Origin of the sequence: Pseudomonas pisciculturae (assembly GCF_015461805.1) — a bacterium.
Taxonomy (GTDB): Bacteria; Pseudomonadota; Gammaproteobacteria; order Pseudomonadales; family Pseudomonadaceae; genus Aquipseudomonas; species Aquipseudomonas pisciculturae.
The window spans coordinates 316,517-333,934 of sequence record NZ_JACVZE010000005.1 but is presented as its reverse complement, the minus strand read 5'-3'; the positions used below and the strand labels follow the sequence as shown (position 1 = coordinate 333,934).

Sequence of the window (17,418 nt, the reverse complement as noted above, 5' to 3'; positions counted from 1 at the left end):
CGGTCACTGCCCGGCGATCTGCTCTTTGGTGTAGAACCCGTCCTTCTCAAGCAGGTCGATGTTGGCTTTGGTCAGCGGGGTAGGGGTGAGCAAAATGGTGTCGACCTTTTTGCTGCCGTTGTCGTATTGCGAGCTGTAGGTTGGTTTTTCATTGCGCGCCAGTTGCACCGAGAGCTTGGCGGCTTCGGTGGCGATCAACTTTAGGGGTTTGTACACCGTCATGGTCTGGGTGCCGTCGATCACGCGTTTGATGGCGGCGAGGTCGGCGTCCTGGCCCGAGATTGGAACTTTGCCTGCCAGTTTCTGCGCGGCCAGGGCCTGGATTGCACCGCCGGCGGTGGCGTCGTTGGAGGCGACGATGGCGTCGATCTTGTTGTCGTTTCGGGTCAGGGCGTTTTCGACGATGCTCAGGGCTTCGGTAGGGTTCCACTCCTTGACCCACTGCTGGCCTACGACCTTGATGTCGCCTTTGTCGATGGCCGGTTGCAGCACCTTCATCTGGCCTTCGCGCAGCACCTTGGCGTTGTTGTCGGTGGGTGCGCCCCCGAGCAGGAAGTAATTGCCTTTCGGCGCTGCCTGCAATACGCCGCTGGCCTGCATTTCGCCGACTTTTTCATTATCGAAGGAGATATACGCGTCGATGTCGGCGTTGAGAATCAAGCGGTCGTAAGACACCACCTTGATCCCGGCCTTCTTGGCTTCGGCAACGGCATTGGTGAGCACGGTGGCGTTGAACGGCACGATGACGATGACATCGACGCCACGGGAGATCAGGTTTTCGATCTGCGAGATTTGCTTCTGCTCGTTGGCATCGGCTGATTGCACGAAGACCTTGGCATCGAGTTTTTCGGCAGCGGCGACGAAATAGTCGCGGTCGCGGGACCAGCGTTCCAGGCGCAGGTCGTCGATGGAGAAACCAATTTTTGGGTGGGCCGGGTCAGCCATCACCGGGAGGGCGAGCAGGGCCAGGGCAGTGGCGATAAGGGTGCGTTTCATGGTTGTGCGTCCTTTTATTGTTGTTGGAAAGACTCAAAACAAACACTGTTACCGTGGGGAAAGAGCTCCCTCGCCACACGGTTACCGGTAGATAAACCGATTGACGATCCCTTCAAGCATCTCCTGCCGCCCACTCACGGCTTGGGGGTTCAACTCACTGGCAAACGCATGCTCGGCCAACGACTCCAGGCTGAATTCCCCCGCCAACACCGCCTGGCCCAACGGCTGCTGCCAACCGGCATACCGCTGGTCCTTGAACTGCTGAAGCCGATCGTTTTGCACCATTGCCGCAGCGCGTTCCAGCGCCAGGGCCAGCACATCCATCGCCTCTACATGGCCGTGAAACAGGTCCACCTCATCCAGGCTTTGGCGGCGTACCTTGGAGTCAAAGTTATAGCCGCCATTTTTAAACCCGCCAGCCTTGAGGATTTCATAAGTGGCCAGGGTCATCTCTTCAACGCTATTGGGGAACTGGTCGGTGTCCCAGCCGTTCTGCGGGTCGCCCCGGTTGGCGTCGATGCTGCCGAAGATCCCCAAAGACACGGCGGTGGCAATCTCATGATGAAAGCTGTGCCCGGCCAAGGTGGCGTGGTTGGCTTCGATATTCACCTTGATCTCATGCTCCAGGCCGTACTCATGCAGGAAGCCGAACACCGTGGCGCTGTCGTAATCGTATTGGTGTTTGGTGGGCTCCTGGGGTTTGGGCTCGATGAGTAGGTCGCCTTTGAAGCCGATCTTGTGCTTGTGCTCCACCACCATGCGCATAAAGCGCCCGAGCTGTTCGCGTTCGCGCTTGAGGTCGGTGTTTAGCAGGGTTTCATAACCTTCACGGCCGCCCCACAGCACGTAGTTGGCGCCTTTGAGTCGCAGCGTTGCATTCATTGCGCTGAACACTTGGGCGGCCGCAACGGCGAACACTTCAGGGTCTGGGTTGCTGGCAGCACCGGCGGCAAAACGCGGGTTGCTGAAGCAATTGGCGGTGCCCCACAGCAGCTTGATGCCGGTCTGTTCCTGGTGGCGCTCCAGGTGATCGACCATCTGCGCAAAGTGGTTGCGGTACTCCTTGAGCGAGCTGCCTTCGGGGGCGACGTCGGTGTCGTGAAAGCTGTAGTAGTCGATGCCCAGTTTGGAGAAGAACTCAAAGGCTGCGTCTGCCTTGCCGATGGCCAACTCCATTGGGTTGCCACTGCGCTGCCACGGCCGTTTGAAGGTGCCCACCCCAAACATATCCGCCCCCGGCCAGACAAAGGTGTGCCAATAACAGGCCGCCATGCGCAGGTGTTCTCGCATAGGTTTGCCGAGGATGAGTTTGTTGGCGTCGTAATGGCGAAAGGCGAGGGGGGAATCGCTGTTGGGGCCTTCGAAGCGAACCTTCTCGACACCTGGGAAGTACGGCATGGCGCTTTCCTTATTGTTCTTGGCGGTGTCTGGATACTAGCAACGGGGTGGGGGCCAAAAATTATGAAAATCACCAAGGGATGGTGCGATTTTGAGTAGCGAGGTCTAGTCTGTGTCGACCGGCCCCAGGATAAAAACAATGAAAACCCTACCGCCCGTGCACCGTATTGCCCTGCTGTTCAACGGCAGCAAGATCTACGACCGAGGCATCATCGCCGGTATCGGCAATTACCTGAGCAGCACTCGTGCGTCATGGGACTTGTTTCTCGAAGAAGACTTTTTGTGTCGCCTCAAGGGTATCGAGCGCTGGCAGGGCGACGGCATCATTGCCGACTTCGATGACCCGCTGATCGGCGAGGCGTTGGCGGGGAGCAAACTGCCGGTGGTGGCGGTGGGTGGGTCTTATGAGGATGCGCGCGCCTATCCCACGGGCATTCCCTATGTAGCCACCGATAACCATGCATTGATGAGGTTGGCCTACGAACACTTGATCGACGCCGGGCTGACGCGCTTTGCCTGTTTTAGTCTGCCCGAAGCCCAGGCCAATCGTTGGGCGCAGGAACGGGAAAAAGCCTTTCGCAGCTTGATGCAAAGGGATGGTTTGCAGGTCGAGGTCTATCGCGGCCTTGGCACCAGTGCTCCGCTCTGGGACAGCGCCGTGGAGCAGCAGATTGCCTGGCTGCAAGGCCTGCCCAAACCCATCGGCATCATCGCCGTCACCGACGCCCGTGCCCGGCAGTTGCTGCAGGCTTGTTTGACCGCGGGTATCGCGGTGCCGGAGCAAGTGGCATTGATCGGCATCGACAATGACCCGCTGACCCGCACCCTCACGCGAGTGCCGCTGAGTTCAGTCATTCAAGGCACAGAAACCATGGGCCGCACCGCCGCCGCGTTGTTGCACCGGATGCTGCATGGCAAACCCTGCAAGGCGGAGCAGATTCTGGTGCCGCCTGAGGCGATCAATGTGCAGGCTTCGAGCTCGCATCAACCGTTGGGTAACACCTACGTGATGCAGGCGCTGTTGTTTATCCGCCAATACGCTTGCCAAGGCATCAAGACCGCCCAGGTCGCGGCGTATGTGGGCGTGTCACGCTCGTCGTTGGAGGCGCACTTTCGCAAGGCCCGCGGGTGCAGCGTGCACGACGAGATCCTGCGTTTCAAACTGGCCAACGCCGCCAAAGGCTTGGAGGGCAACCGCTTGGCGATTGCCGATATTGCCCAGCAGTGTGGCTTCAAATCCGCGCAGTACCTGCACACGGTGTTTCGCCGGGAGTTCGGCTGTACGCCACGACAATACCAGCAGGGCCGCTAGACTTTTTGCCGGCCAGGTTCAGAGAAAAATGTGGGAGCTGGCTTGCCTGCGATAGCGGCGGGTCAGCCAGCCTGTGTGCCAACTGATACACCGCCTTCGCGGGCAAGCCCGCTCCCACAGGGGATTGGGTTTGCAAATTGGCGCAGGCTCAACACCGACTCAATGTGGGAGCTGGCTTGCCTGGGATAGCGGTGGGTCAGCCAGCCTGTGTGCCAACTGGTACACCGCCTTCGCGGGCAAGCCCGCTCCCACAGGGGATAGGCGGTGTACTCATTTTCTGGGTTTGGCACAGATTCAAATGGGGGAGCCGGTTCAGAACACGGCTTTGACCTGCAGGCCCAGCACCAGGGCGTTGTCGATGTTGTCACCGGAAAACGCCCCCGGTTCGATGATGTATTGCACATCCGGGCGCAGGCTTAGCCAAGGCGTGGCCTGGTAGCCGTAGCTCAGTTCGATCAACTGCTCGGCGTTGTTCAGGTTCGGGTAGTCCGTCCCCGCATCCAAGGCTGCCAATTCCTGCACTTCGCGGCTTCGCGGGTTCGGCACTGCGCGACCGTAGCCCAGTGCAACGGTGTCACGCGGGCGGCCTTCGAACGGTTTGTACAGCACTACGCCCGCGCCATACCACTTGCTGAACGGCGAGGCCGCTTCACTGGCGGCGGAGTATTGGCCGAAGGCGTGCAGCACACGGCCGGCGGAGGAATCGGAAGCCCATACCGCCTGGTCGATCAGAAGGTAATGCCCGCTGCGCCCGCTGACGTCCTTGTTGCTGCCGATGCGCTTGACGTCGGAGCTGTCGTAGTAATACCCCAGCTTGTATTCACCCGGCAGGGTGCCCGCGTGTTTGTACACCAACTCGATGGGTACCACGGTGCCGGTGGTGTGCTTGGGGCTCAGCTTCCAGGCGCGGCTGGAGTCGCCATTGCTATCCGGGTCGACGTTGAACGCCGCCACGCGCAATTGCCAGCTTGGCGAGAAGTCGTATTTGATCCGTGCGCCCAGGCGGGCGTTGGGGTAGTTGGTCCAACCGCTGCCGCCGGACATGTTCAGCGGGTGCCCGCAGAAACCGGCGTTCATGAAGTTGCACAGGATGCCGCTGTCCAGGCCGCCGAGGTCATTGCCCATGGCCATGTAGCCGAGCTTCACGTTGAGCGCCGGGGTAAACAGGGTGCGCTCGTAGCTCAATTCGGTCAGGCGGGTGTAGAGGCCGCCGTAGTTTTCCTGGATTGGCAGGCGGTTGCCCACCAAGTCTTCGGAAGCGCTGTTGCCGCGACGGTCGTTGAGGGTGACCTGGATGCGGTCGCCATTGTTGAAACCGTAGAGCTTGCCCAGGTCGAACTGCACGCCAAGCTTGAGGTTTTGCGAGTAGCGTGCCGAACGGTGCAGACCGCCGTGGGCGTTGTAGGCGGTTTCACCGCTGTAGTCGCCGGTGAAGCGGATGCCGGTGTCTTCCAGCTCGCGGCGCAGGCCGCCCCAGTCACCGGTCAGGGTGGTGTCATCGGCTTGCACGGGCAGGGCGGCACTCAGGGCTACGCCCAGCAGCAAGCGCCCAAAGGGGATATGAGAAGTGGGGGTCATGCGGGTCTTCCAAACGAAAAGCGCGGTGCGGGGGGCACCGCGCTAACAGAGGGTTATGGCAGGGCGTAGGCGATCACGTAGTCGCCACGGTCAGTGGACTGGCGTGCGCCGCCGGCGGTGATGACCACGTACTGCTTGCCGGTTTTCGGCGACACGTAGGTCATCGGGCCACCTTGGCTGCCGACGGGCAGGCGGGCTTTCCAGATTTCATCGCCGTTGGCGCTGTTGAAGGCGCGCAGGTAGAAGTCCTGGGTGCCAGCGATAAAGATCAGGCCACCTTGGGTCGACAGGGTTCCGCCCAGGGTCGGCAGGCCGATCTTGATCGGCAGGTGCATGCGGATGCCCAGGGGGCCGGTGTCTTCAACGGTGCCTACCGGTACTTGCCACGCGACTTTTTGGGTCTTCATGTCGATCGCGGTGAGGGTGCCGAACGGCGGCGCCTGGCACGGAATGCCGGCCACCGACAGGAAGCGGTTTTTGTTCACCGCATACGGCGTGCCCTTGAGCGGTACGGCGCCCATGCCGGTATTCAGCGCTTCACCGCCGGACGAGGTTTGGGCCTTGTTCTGCGACGGGACCATCTGGATCCACAGGCCCAGGCGCATGTCGTTGACGAAGATAAAGCCGTGCACCGGGTCGGTAGAGATGCTGCCCCAGTTCATGCCGCCCAGGGAGCCCGGGAAGCTCAGGGATTTATCGGTGCCCGGCGCGGTGTACAGGCCGTCGTAGCGCATGCCTTTGAAGTCAATGCGGCACAGCAACTGGTCGTACGGCGTGGCGCCCCACATGTCCGATTCGGTCAGGGTTTGCGCGCCGATTTGCGGCATGCCCACTGATTTCGGCTGGGTTGGCGAGTACGGCTCGTTCGGGATGTTGGCGGCCTTGACCGGTACTTCTTTAACCTCAGTCAGCGGCTTGCCGGTGGCGCGGTCCAGTACATAGATCTGGCCGGCCTTGGTGCCGATCACGACCGCAGGCACGGCTTTGTCGGTGCCTGGTGCGGTGAAGTCGATCAGGCTCGGCTGCATCGGCAGGTCGAAGTCCCACAGGTCATTGTGAACGGTTTGGTACACCCACTTCTCGGCACCGGTGGAGGCGTCCAGCGCCAGTACCGAAGCGCCGTATTTGTGGTTCAGCTGGGTACGTTCCACACCGTAGATGTCGGTGGACGAGCTGCCCATCGGCAAGAACAAGGTGTTCATCAGCGGGTCGTAAGACATCGGCGCCCAGCTGTTTGGGGTGCTGCGCACGTAAGTGCTGTCGCCGGTTGGCGCTTGTTTGTCCTCGGGGTTGCCCGGGTCAAAAGCCCAGCGCATTTGGCCGGTGATTACGTCGAAACCACGGATCACGCCGCCAGGCATGTCGGTCTGTACGTTGTCAGCCACGCGGCCACCTACCACTACAGTGGTGCCGGCAATCAGCGGGGCGGAGGAGAGTTGGTAGTAGCTGTCTGGCACGTTACCCAGGCCAGCTTTCAAATCCACTTGGCCATGGGTGCCGAAGTCTTCGCAGAACTTGCCGGTGTCGGCATCCACTGCGATCAGGCGTGCATCAATGGTGTTGGTCAGCAGACGACGCTGGCATTGCGCACCGGCAGGCACGCTGGCGGCAATGATCGGCGAGCTGTTGGGCTGGGTCGGCTGAGCAATCGGCGCAGTGGCGTCGAAGTAGGCCATGCCACGGCAACGCTGCCACACCGCCGATTTGGCGTTGACTTCGTTCTTCCACAGCTCTTTGCCGGTGTCGGCGTCGAGGGCGATCAGGTTGTTGTGAGGGGTGCAGATGAACACTTTGTTGCCGATCTGCAGCGGGGTCAGTTGGTCTTCTGCACCGTTGCCGTCGCTGATGGCCACGTCGCCGGTGTGGTAGGTCCACGCAACCTTGAGCTTGTTGACGGTGTCGCGGTTGATCTGGTCCAACGCTGCGAAGCGGCTGCCACCTTCGGTATTACCGTAGTGCGCCCAATCTTTCTGCGCGTCGGCCGCAGCCACCGGCGTGATGCCTGGGCCAGTGCCAGTCGGTGCAACGCTTGGGTGGGCGACAAACATATTGCCCGCCGCGACCGCTACGCCCACTGCCAACACAGCGGCAACGCCATAGGCGCCGCGTGCAGGCCGGCCCACCAGTTGTGGGTAAACCAGGGCTACCACCATGCCGATGGCCGCAAACATGAAGATGCGCGAGAACAGTGGCCAGAACACCAGGCCCACATCCGCGACTGCCCAAATGGCCGTGCCGACCAGGAAGGCCGCGAACAGCCAGGCGCCCGCAGGCTTGCGGCAAGCGATCAGCAGGCCGGCAATCGCCATGGCCACGCCGCCGATCAGGAAGTACCAGGAACCTCCCAGGCTGACCAGTTTGACGCCGCCAACGGCCAGCGCCACGCCGAGCAGGGCGATGATTACGCCCAGGCCCAGCAGGATAATTCTAGAGACGCCAGCGGCGCGCGATGCTCGTTTCATATCGATAAATGCTCGAAGGTGAGAGGGCAAAGACGCGATTTTAGCAAGTAAAGTAACTAGTTAGTACATTAGAGTCCTGCAATAGACTATTACAGGTGCTGAGATGATGGAGTGTGGCTAAATGTCGCCCAGGGTGCGATAGAGATCGCACCCTACTGCTGCACGCGTCTGTTAAAGACTTTAGACGGCTTTTTTATTACGCAGCTTTTTTTGCGGGGCTAAAAAACCACGCCTGCGATTCACCTCAATCAACGAAACGCCGGCACCACCTGCTCGATAAACAGCGCCAACGACTTCTTCTTCTCGGCATGGGACAGGCTGTTGTCGCACCAGAAGCTGAACTCATCCACCCCCAGTTCCTGGTAGTACTGGATACGCGGGATGATCTCGGCGGCGGTGCCGATCATGGCGGTCTTGTGCAGGCTTTCGAGTTCGAACTCCGGGCGGCCAGCGAATTTCTCTTCCGGGCTTGGCGCCAGGAAACCATTGACCGGTACGGTCTTGTTGCCGAACCAGGCATCGAAAGTGCGATAGAACTTCGAAATCGCCTTGGCCCCGACTTTCCAACCCTCTGGATCATCTTCGGCGTGCACGTGGGTGTGGCGCAGCACCATCAGTTGCGGGCGCGGCACGTCCGGGTTGTTGTCGAGGGCGGCCTGGAATTTGTTTTTCAGGTCGAGCACTTCTTCGTCGCCCTTCATCAGCGGCGTGACCATCACGTTGCAGCCGTTGGCTACCGCAAAGTTGTGGGAGTCCGGGTCACGGGCGGCGATCCACATCGGCGGGGTAGGCTGCTGGATCGGCTTGGGCACGCTGGTGGAGGTGGGGAATTTCCAGATGTCGCCGTCGTGGGCGTAGTCGCCTTGCCACAGAGCGCGTACCACCGGCACCATCTCGCGCAAGGCCTGGCCGCCGCTGGAAGCGGGCATGCCGCCGGCCATGCGGTCGAATTCCACCTGGTAGGCGCCACGGGCCAGGCCGACTTCCATGCGGCCGTTGCTGATCACGTCAAGCAACGCGCATTCGCCCGCCACCCGCAGCGGGTGCCAGAACGGCGCGATGATGGTGCCGGCGCCCAGATGAATGGTGGTGGTCTTGGCTGCGAGGTAAGCCAGCAGCGGCATCGGGCTTGGCGAGATGGTGTATTCCATGGCGTGGTGTTCGCCAATCCAGACGGTGCTGAAACCACCGGCCTCGGCCATCAGGGTCAGTTCGGTCAGGTCTTCGAACAACTGACGGTGGCTGACGCTTTCATCCCAACGTTCCATGTGTACGAACAGGGAAAACTTCATGACGCTTACCTCGGATCTATTGTGATCGGCCTGTCGACTGCGGGCCCTTAAGTGCTCTCGCCAATGTGAGCGTGCCTTGGAAGACAGCTGTTCGGCGGATTGATTGTTGGTATACCATAATACGAAATATCCGCAAAACTTTTCTCTCCAACGGTTACACACTCACCTCACAAGGAAGGCGAGCCTGATGAACATAAAACAAAAATTGATCCTGGCCTTTGCGGTCATCGCCAGTGTGCCGGTGATACTGGTGGCGGTGCTGATTATCCTCAATGTGCGCCACGAGGCACGGGACGGTTTTGTCGACAGCAGTGGGCGTGAGATCCGCCAGGTCGACAATGCCATGCAGCTGTTTTTCGAAGGCATCAGCCAAAACGTCGCGTACCTGGCGGCGCACCCGCAGTTGCATAGCATCAATGGCGACGTGAAGCGCTACCTGGCCAGCGATGCGGCGCAAATCGCACCCGGCGAGCATGACGGACAACTGTTCAAACTGTTCGAAGGGCTGGCCAAGAGTCATTCGGCCTACACCTATCTCTCTTTGGGTACGGAAGACGGCGGCTATGTGTTTTGGCCCGGCGACGCAAAGCTTGCCAACTACGACCCGCGCACACGCCCCTGGTACAAAGCCGCCATGGCACAACCGGGCAAGACCCAACGTACCGAAGCCTATTACTGGGCGGCCGATGATGTGGTGCTGGTGAGTACCGTGCAAAGCTTCAACGACGCTCAGGGCAAGACGAGCGGGGTGGTGAATATTGACGTGTCCCTCAAGCAACTCACCGACCTGGTCAAGCAGATCAAGCTGGGGGAGAGCGGTTACCTGATGCTCATGGAGGCCAACAACACGGTGCTGGTAGACCCGCATGACCCGTCCCATAACTTCAAAAAGCTCGGTGAATTGGGCGATGGCTATCGCCAGCTGAGCGAAGCCGGCCAGGGCCTGGTGCAAGTGGAGTTGGCGGGTGAGCGCTATATGGCGCTGGTGTGGCCGTCCAAGGCGTTGGGCTGGCGCTTTGTCGGGCTGGTGCGTGAGAGTGAAGTGATGGCGGGTGCGGCGCGGCTCACTTGGCTGATCGCGGCCATTGCGTTGGTGTGTGGTGTGTTGTTTGCGGTGGCGGGTGCGTGGTTTGCCGGGTTGATCGTCAAGCCCATTCGCGGCGTGGCCAGTGGGTTGGAAGGCATTGCCCAGGGCGAAGGCGACCTGACTGCGCGCCTGGAGGTAAAAGGCCGCGATGAGACGGCGCAACTGGCGGGCTGGTTCAACCAGTTTCTGGAGGCTATCCGTACGTTGATCCAGCGCATCGGCCAGGCGGCCGGGCAGATCCACAGCAGCTCCGGCAGTGCCACCGAGGTCTCGGTGGAAATGGCGGAAGTCGCCGAGCGCCAGCGTGAGGCGGTGGACATGGTGTCCACGGCGTTTCATGAGATGGTAGCCACCTCCAACGAGGTGGCGCGCTCTTGCAGCCAGGCTGCCGATTCGGCCGACAACGGTCAGCGCCAGGCTCATACCGGGCAGCAGCAGATTGACGCGGCGGTGAGTAGCGTAGGGCGCCTGAGCGAAGAAATCGGGCATTCCGCCCAAGCCATGGAGCAGTTGGAAAGGGACAGCAACGATATCCAGTCGATCCTCGGCACCATCCGCTCCATTGCCGAGCAGACCAACTTGCTGGCGCTCAACGCCGCCATCGAAGCCGCCCGTGCCGGTGAGCAGGGGCGTGGGTTTGCCGTAGTAGCGGACGAGGTGCGCGCATTGGCCAAACGCACCGCGGACTCTACCGGGGAGATCGACGGGCTGTTGGGTAACCTGGCGCGCCGCACCCATCAGATGGGCAAGCAGATGCACGCGAGCCTGGAGGTGTCCCAGGAGACGGTGGTGTCGATCAATGATGCGCGGGCCAGCTTTGGTTTGATTCGTGAGTCGGTAGACGTGATCCGCGACATGAACACCCAGATCGCTACGGCGGCAGAAGAGCAGCACCAAGTGGCCGAGGACATTAATCGGCACATCAGCCAGATTCACGGGGATGCGCAGTTAGTGGCGAGCCTGGCCGACTCTACGCGCCAGGATGCGCAGCAACTGACGGCGTTGTCGCAGACGTTGAACCAGTTGGTCAGCCGGTTCCGGACCTGAGTTTTACCCCCGGCATCCCTATGAAATGCAATCCAGTGTGGGAGCTGGGTTGCCTTCGAAAGCGGTGTTCCAGGTGCAGCATCTCTATCACCAGTGCCGCCGCCTTCGCAGCCTCGCTAAAGCTCGACAGCTCCCACAGTCAATCGAGTAAACCCGTTGGAATGCAATCAAAAATGTGGGAGCGGGCTTGCTCGCGAATACAGAGTGTCAGTCACCGAATACATTGACTGAAACACCGCATTCGCGAGCAAGCCCGCTCCCACATTTTGATGTGTGTAGCCTTCAAAATAGCGGTTAGGCAACGACGGGCAACGCCCCCATCTTCCCATTGCAATATACCAACGGCCCGGCATTCTGCGCAGGCACGATCAGGTTTTTCACTGCCCCCACCATGATCGCGTGGTCACCGCCTTCATACTCGCGCCACAACTCACACTCGATGACCGCCGTGGCATTGGCCAATATCGGGTTGCCCAATTCACTCAACGTCCACTCGATGCCTTGCGCTTTGTCCTTACCCTTGCGTGCAAACGCATAGGCCTCGTTCTGCTGCCCACCGGACAGCACGTGAATGGCAAAGCGCTTGTTCTTGATCAACACCGGGTACGAATCGGAGCTGTAGTTGGGGCAGAACAGCACCAGCGCCGGGTCCATGGACAATGAGCTGAACGCACTGGCCGTCAGCCCGACGATTTGCCCATCGTCATCCAGGGTTGTGATCACGGTGACTCCGGACGGAAACGAACCCATCACTTGTTTGTAGATGGCGGCATCGATCATGGGGCGGTCCTCTGGCGGTACAGCGGGTTTTTATGAATTTGTAGGTCTGATGGTATACCGTAATACATTCTGTGCAAGATCTTTTTCAAGCGACCGACAGGCGTCAGCCTTTGGTCTTATAACCAATAAATACGGGGCTTTTAGCGAGAATGGGCAGTGCGCCATGTGGCACACTTGCAGATCAGATACGTGCAAAGACTACGGATCAGTCTTGTGAAAATGTTGGAATACCATAATATGGTGTTCATCTGAGGGGCGGCCACAGAGCTCCCCCGGTTTGGCGTCAAACAACTATAAGATCAGACCAACGCGAGTTCATTTCCATGCCCCAGATGTCACGGCAAGACCCCCTGATCGAGCATCACACGGTCGATTACGTTCCTCTCGCAGAGCGCCATGGAAAGGCCCGCGACCTGTTCACCTTGTGGTTCAGCACCAACATTGCGCCGCTGCCTATCGTCACTGGCGCCATGGTGGCCCAGGTGTTCCACCTCAACCTGATGTGGGGCCTGCTGGCAATTGCCCTTGGGCACATGCTCGGCGGTATCGTGATTGCCCTTGCATCAGCCCAGGGCCCACGCATGGGTATCCCGCAGATGGTGCAAAGCCGGGGGCAGTTCGGGCGATATGGCGCGCTATTGATCGTGTTCTTCGCGGCGCTGATCTACATCGGCTTTTTCATTTCCAATATCGTGCTGGCGGGCAAGTCCATCGTCGGTATCGTGCCTGAGGTGCCGGTTCCGGCGAGTATCCTGATCGGCGCCCTCAGCGCCACCGCCATTGGGGTGATCGGCTACCGCTTTATCCATACCTTGAACCGCATCGGCACCTGGGTGATGGGCAGCGCGTTGCTCGCGGGCTTTATCTACATCTTTGCCCATGACCTGCCGGCCGACTTCCTCAGCCGTGGCGGCTTCAACCTGGCGGGCTGGCTGGCCACCGTGTCTCTAGGGGTGATCTGGCAGATCAGCTTTTCGCCCTACACCAGCGACTACTCGCGCTACCTGCCGGCGGATATCGGCATCACCCGGCCGTTTATCGCCACGTACCTGGGCGCCACCCTCGGCACCATTCTGTCCTTCGCCTTTGGCCTGGTCGCCGCACTGGCCACGCCCGAAGGCACCGAAGCCATGGTTGCGGTCAAGCAGGCCACCGGCTGGCTGGGACCCATCCTGATGGTGCTGTTCCTGCTCAATATCATCAGCCACAACGCCCTGAATCTGTACGGTGCGGTGCTGTCGATCGTGACCTCGATCCAGACCTTCGCCAGCCACTGGACCCCCAGCATCAAGGTGCGCGTAGTGCTGTCGGGCGTGATCCTGGCCGGTTGCTGCGTGGTGGCATTGGGGGCGTCGGCCGACTTCATCTCGCAATTCATTGGCCTGATCCTCGCGCTGCTGCTCGTGCTGGTACCGTGGGCGTCGATCAACCTGATCGACTTCTACATCATCAAGCGCGGCCATTACGACATCGCCTCGATCTTCCGTGCCGATGGCGGCATCTACGGGCGCTTCAACCTGCATGCCATCGTTGCGTACTTCATTGGGATCTTTGTGCAACTGCCGTTTGCCAACACGTCGTTGTACGTGGGGCCTTGGGCCAACCTGGTGGAAGGCGCCGACCTGTCGTGGCTGGTGGGGTTGGTGGTGACCTGCCCGCTGTATTACTGCCTGGCGACGCGCCAGAAAACCCAGAAAATCCGAGCGTTGAAGCTGGGTTACACCGACTGATCAGCGCTTTAACTCAAATGCCCGGCCTTTGCCGGGCATTTTTCTGTAGTCGGTTTTCCTCTGCCTGGTAGGCAACTTCCCTATTTTTGTTCGGCCCTCCCGACGTGCGTCCGCATGCTTATATTTCGACGCCATCTCCATTGCATCTCGGATGTAGGGCATGGCGCAGAGCTATATCAACCCTGAAACCATCGACTACAGCAGCTTGAAATCCCGCCTGATGGGCGGCAGCTTGAGTCGTCAGCGTTCTGACCATTACGACGTGCTTAACCACCACCTGCGCCATGGGCTGGTAACGCCTGGGCAATTGGTGGTTATCCCCGACGCCTACAGTGTGGAATGTTCCTGGGAGGAGGCCTGGTTGATGCGCCGCGCCGAGCAAGTGCGGCGCGACTTGGAACAGGATTCAGCCAAGGGCACAGCAGTGCTCAATGACTATGACTTGCTGCAAAGCCTGCTGACCTATGGCTCGCTGGGTGTGGGTAGCGCGACGTCGGCCTGGGCGCGGCACCTGGATGAAATCGTGCAAACCCTGGAGGAGATCGAACAGCTGCATCGGCGCTTGAAGGTGGGTGAGATAAATCGCGAGACGTTTATTCGCCAGCGCCAAATGCTGCTTGAGGTGCTGGACACACAGCTACGCGGCGCCGCGCGGTTCGGCACGGGGCTGCGGGGTAATCAGTCGTTGAAAAAGGTGCTGGGGATTTCCACCAACAGCTATCTGCATAAAGGTGAAATTGCCGGGTATGCCGAGCGGGTAGGGGCGGTTGCGAAGGTCTCGAAGTGGTTGGGCAAGGGCACGTATGTGGGGTTGGCGATGGACGTGGGGGCGGCGGGGTTGGAGATCAAGGAGGCGTGTGTGACGGGGCGGGAGGCGCAGTGTCGGAGTGCGAAGTATGTGGAGACGGGGCGGTTGGTGGGGAGTGTGGCGGGGGCGGCTATCGTGGGCGAGTACGGTGCGAAGGTTGGGCGAGGTTTTTGTCGGATCGTTCTGGGCATTACTACCAAGGGGCGCGCTGAGTTGGCCTGTGGAATTATCGGCGGCGCTGCGGGAGGGTATGCGGGCGGTTCATTTTTTGGAGATGAGGGTGCTTTTTTGGGGGGGAAAGTCGTAGAGGTTGATGGTGTGTTTTTATTTCAATCAGAAGGGGCTTAACGATGTCATTTTTTCTCTTCTACAGCATTGTGCATATGACTGGGATGTTCGTTCTCTTGGGGCTGATCCTGTTTGCCCAATATACAAAACTAGACGAATTGGAAAGTTACTTCAGCGAAAACGAAAGGGTTCGCAGGCATAAGCGTTTTTGGAAAAGAAATCAGCGTATCGATAGGTCTCATCGCATGGGCCTGATGGTGGATTTCCTCTCCGACTCAAAGCGCTTTGTGAAAGCTGGCATTGTGACCGAGGCCGAACTGGCATCCGTACCTCTGGCGTTGAAGCGCTGGGCAGTGTGGCCATATCGCATCTGTCATGTTTGGGCGGTCGCAACCGTCATTTGGGTTGTTTGGTACAACTGGTAGCCAGTCACTCCTTCTCCCCATAATTCATAATCGACAACAACCGAATCGGCACCCGCACCAACTGTTCCGGCCCGTGAGGCACCTCACCCTCAAACGTCAGGCTATCCCCAGCCTCCATCCGATACAGCTGGTTGCCATGCCGATAAATCAGCTCCCCCTCCAGCAAGTGCAAAAATTCCGTACCCGGATGGGAGAACGTGGGGAACTCCTCGCTCGCATCATCCATGCTCACCATATACGCCTCGAAACTCTTCTTCGGCCCGCGCGTATGGTTGAGCAAATGATAGGTATGCCCCTTCTCGGTCCCCCGGCGCACCACCTCCATGCCTTGGTCGGCCTTGACCAATAAAGCGCTGCCATCCTGCTGATCGTACTCACCGAACAGCTTTGAGAGCGGCAACCCCAGCACATCACACAAACGGCTCAAGGTATCGAGGCTGGTGGAGACCTGGGCGTTTTCGATCTTGCTCAGCATGCCCTGGCTGATGTCGGCGATTTTCGCCACATCGGACAACTTGAGGTCTTGGGCCTGGCGCTGGCGCTTGATCTGCAAGCCCAGGTATTGCTCAAGCTTGAGGCGGGGGGCGGTTTCGGTGGGCATGGGCGTCGGATCCTGCACGGTTTCTGCTCGGTAATATTAGTTTCGCACTGGGAAAGTGCAAGCCATGGCTCTTGGCGGCCATCCCTGGGGGAGTGTATTCCCAAGGGGAAAAGAATATTCCCATATATAACCCACAATTGCGCTCTCCGGCGTAATTCCAGGGTGAATCTGGCAAGGCTATTGCATTCCTGTAAAGAAACTAACTTTCTTTTTAAGAATAAAAAGACGGTGTGGCCCATCCAGCCTTTTCGCCAGGAGTGACGAGCAATGTTGCCAGCAGAAACCCAGCGCATCATCGACAAGCACGGGATCAAATACGTGCTTGCGCAGTTTGTGGATATACACGGCGCCGCCAAGACCAAGTCGGTGCCCATCTGCGGGCTGAAGACGGTGGCCGAAGAGGGCGCGGGGTTTGCCGGGTTTGCCATCAGCGGCATGGGCATGGAGCCCCATGGGCCGGATTTCATGGCCAGGGGCGATCTTTCCACGTTGACCCCGGTGCCCTGGCAGCCAGGTTACGGGCGGGTGGTGTGCGTGGGGCACGTCGATGGCAAGCCCCATCCCTATGACAGCCGCTACGTACTGCAACAACAGGTGCAGCGCCTGCAAGACAAGGGCTGGACGCTGAACACCGGCCTGGAACCCGAATTCAACCTGATGCGCCGCGACGAGCAGGGCAAGCTGCAACTGGTGGACGCCAGCGATAACCTCGACAAACCGTGCTACGACTACAAAGGCCTGTCCCGCTCGCGGGTGTTCCTGGAGCGCCTGACCGAAGCCCTGCAAGCGGTGGATTTCGAGGTCTACCAAATCGACCACGAAGACGCCAACGGCCAGTTCGAGATCAACTACACCTACAGCGACGCGCTCACCTCGGCCGACCGCTTTACGTTCTTTCGCATGGCGGCCGGCGAGATCGCCAATGACCTGGGCATGATCTGCTCGTTCATGCCCAAGCCGGACCCGAAACGCGCCGGCAACGGCATGCACTTTCACCTGTCCATCAGCAGTGCCGAAAACAAAAACCTGTTCCATGACGCCAGCGATCCCAGCGGCATGGGCCTGTCCAAACTGGCCTATCAGTTCGCCGCCGGTTTGCTCGCCCATGGCCCTGCGTTGTGTGCCTTCGCCGCGCCCACGGTCAACTCCTACAAGCGTCTTGTGGTGGGCAACTCGCTGTCTGGCGCCACCTGGGCCCCGGCGTTTATCGCCTTCGGGGCCAACAACCGCTCGGCCATGGTGCGGGTGCCCTATGGCCGCCTGGAATTCCGCCTGCCGGACGCCGGCTGCAACCCCTACCTGGTCAGCGCGGCGATCATCGCCGCCGGGCTGGACGGCATCGACCGCCAGTTGGAAATCGACCACGTCTGCAACGAAAACCTCTACAGCCTGAGCCTTGAGCAGATCGCCGCGCGCGGCATCAAGACGCTGCCCCAATCCCTCAAGGAAGCCTGCGACGCGCTGGAAGCCGACCCGCTGTTCGCCGAGGTGCTGGGCCCGCAGATCGTGGGGGAGTTCATCAAGCTCAAACGCATGGAATGGGTGGAATACAGCCGCCATGTGAGCGACTGGGAAATCCAGCGCTACACCGAATTTTTCTGACACCGTGTGACG

General features: G+C 59.8%; 13 protein-coding genes and 1 pseudogene. 7 read left to right on the top strand and 7 right to left on the bottom strand.

Annotated elements, in window-relative coordinates; translation table 11 throughout:
• Positions 1 to 3: 3 nt before the first annotated feature.
• The gene (xylF, locus tag ICY20_RS16035) at positions 4 to 996 is read right to left on the bottom strand and encodes a D-xylose ABC transporter substrate-binding protein (protein ID WP_159962556.1); all 993 of its coding nucleotides are present in this window, start codon (positions 994 to 996) and stop codon (positions 4 to 6) included.
• An 81-nt stretch (positions 997 to 1,077) separates the two neighbouring features.
• Positions 1,078 to 2,394 (bottom strand): xylose isomerase, encoded by a 1,317-nt coding sequence (xylA, locus tag ICY20_RS16030; RefSeq protein WP_159962555.1) that lies wholly within the window; start codon positions 2,392 to 2,394, stop codon positions 1,078 to 1,080.
• A 139-nt stretch (positions 2,395 to 2,533) separates the two neighbouring features.
• On the opposite strand from xylA, the gene ICY20_RS16025 reads away from it, so the two are divergent.
• On the top strand, positions 2,534 to 3,706 hold the full coding sequence (locus tag ICY20_RS16025; protein WP_194937958.1) for a XylR family transcriptional regulator: 1,173 nt from the start codon (positions 2,534 to 2,536) through the stop codon (positions 3,704 to 3,706).
• A gap of 312 nt (positions 3,707 to 4,018) precedes the next feature.
• On the opposite strand, the gene ICY20_RS16020 is transcribed toward ICY20_RS16025, so the two are convergent.
• The 3 genes from ICY20_RS16020 to ICY20_RS16010 all read right to left on the bottom strand — a co-directional run bounded on the left by ICY20_RS16020 (position 4,019) and on the right by ICY20_RS16010 (position 9,038).
• Positions 4,019 to 5,284, bottom strand: a complete 1,266-nt coding sequence (locus ICY20_RS16020) for a carbohydrate porin (protein ID WP_194937957.1) — start codon at positions 5,282 to 5,284, stop codon at positions 4,019 to 4,021.
• Positions 5,285 to 5,337: 53 nt separating this feature from the next.
• Entirely contained in the window at positions 5,338 to 7,746 is a 2,409-nt protein-coding gene (locus tag ICY20_RS16015) for a glucose/quinate/shikimate family membrane-bound PQQ-dependent dehydrogenase (protein ID WP_159962552.1), read from the bottom strand.
• Positions 7,747 to 7,994: 248 nt separating this feature from the next.
• Positions 7,995 to 9,038, bottom strand: coding sequence for an LLM class flavin-dependent oxidoreductase (locus ICY20_RS16010; RefSeq protein WP_159962551.1), 1,044 nt, complete (start codon positions 9,036 to 9,038; stop codon positions 7,995 to 7,997).
• Between the two features lie 187 nt (positions 9,039 to 9,225).
• On the opposite strand from ICY20_RS16010, the pseudogene ICY20_RS28435 reads away from it, so the two are divergent.
• Positions 9,226 to 10,266, top strand: a pseudogene (locus tag ICY20_RS28435) (cache domain-containing protein); the annotation flags it as partial.
• A 138-nt stretch (positions 10,267 to 10,404) separates the two neighbouring features.
• Positions 10,405 to 11,172, top strand: coding sequence for a methyl-accepting chemotaxis protein (locus ICY20_RS28430; protein WP_407692627.1), 768 nt, complete (start codon positions 10,405 to 10,407; stop codon positions 11,170 to 11,172).
• A 294-nt stretch (positions 11,173 to 11,466) separates the two neighbouring features.
• Here ICY20_RS28430 and ICY20_RS16000 read toward each other — a convergent pair whose 3' ends face one another.
• A complete protein-coding gene (locus ICY20_RS16000) occupies positions 11,467 to 11,952 on the bottom strand; it encodes a flavin reductase family protein (protein ID WP_159962549.1) in 486 nt (161 codons plus the stop codon).
• 323 nt (positions 11,953 to 12,275) lie between these two features.
• Between ICY20_RS16000 and ICY20_RS15995 the strand changes: the two genes are divergently transcribed.
• From ICY20_RS15995 to ICY20_RS15985, 3 genes are all read left to right on the top strand, one after another.
• On the top strand, positions 12,276 to 13,682 hold the full coding sequence (locus ICY20_RS15995) for a purine-cytosine permease family protein (protein ID WP_194937955.1): 1,407 nt from the start codon (positions 12,276 to 12,278) through the stop codon (positions 13,680 to 13,682).
• A gap of 160 nt (positions 13,683 to 13,842) precedes the next feature.
• Positions 13,843 to 14,838: a hypothetical protein gene (locus tag ICY20_RS15990; RefSeq protein WP_194937954.1), complete on the top strand. Its 996-nt coding sequence runs from the start codon at positions 13,843 to 13,845 to the stop codon at positions 14,836 to 14,838.
• Between the two features lie 2 nt (positions 14,839 to 14,840).
• Positions 14,841 to 15,203: a hypothetical protein gene (locus ICY20_RS15985; RefSeq protein ID WP_194937953.1), complete on the top strand. Its 363-nt coding sequence runs from the start codon at positions 14,841 to 14,843 to the stop codon at positions 15,201 to 15,203.
• A gap of 4 nt (positions 15,204 to 15,207) precedes the next feature.
• Here ICY20_RS15985 and ICY20_RS15980 read toward each other — a convergent pair whose 3' ends face one another.
• On the bottom strand, positions 15,208 to 15,804 hold the full coding sequence (locus ICY20_RS15980) for a helix-turn-helix domain-containing protein (protein WP_194937952.1): 597 nt from the start codon (positions 15,802 to 15,804) through the stop codon (positions 15,208 to 15,210).
• A 267-nt stretch (positions 15,805 to 16,071) separates the two neighbouring features.
• Between ICY20_RS15980 and glnT the strand changes: the two genes are divergently transcribed.
• Complete coding sequence (gene glnT, locus ICY20_RS15975) at positions 16,072 to 17,406, top strand: type III glutamate--ammonia ligase (protein WP_159962546.1); 1,335 nt, start codon at positions 16,072 to 16,074, stop codon at positions 17,404 to 17,406.
• Positions 17,407 to 17,418 lie beyond the last annotated feature (12 nt).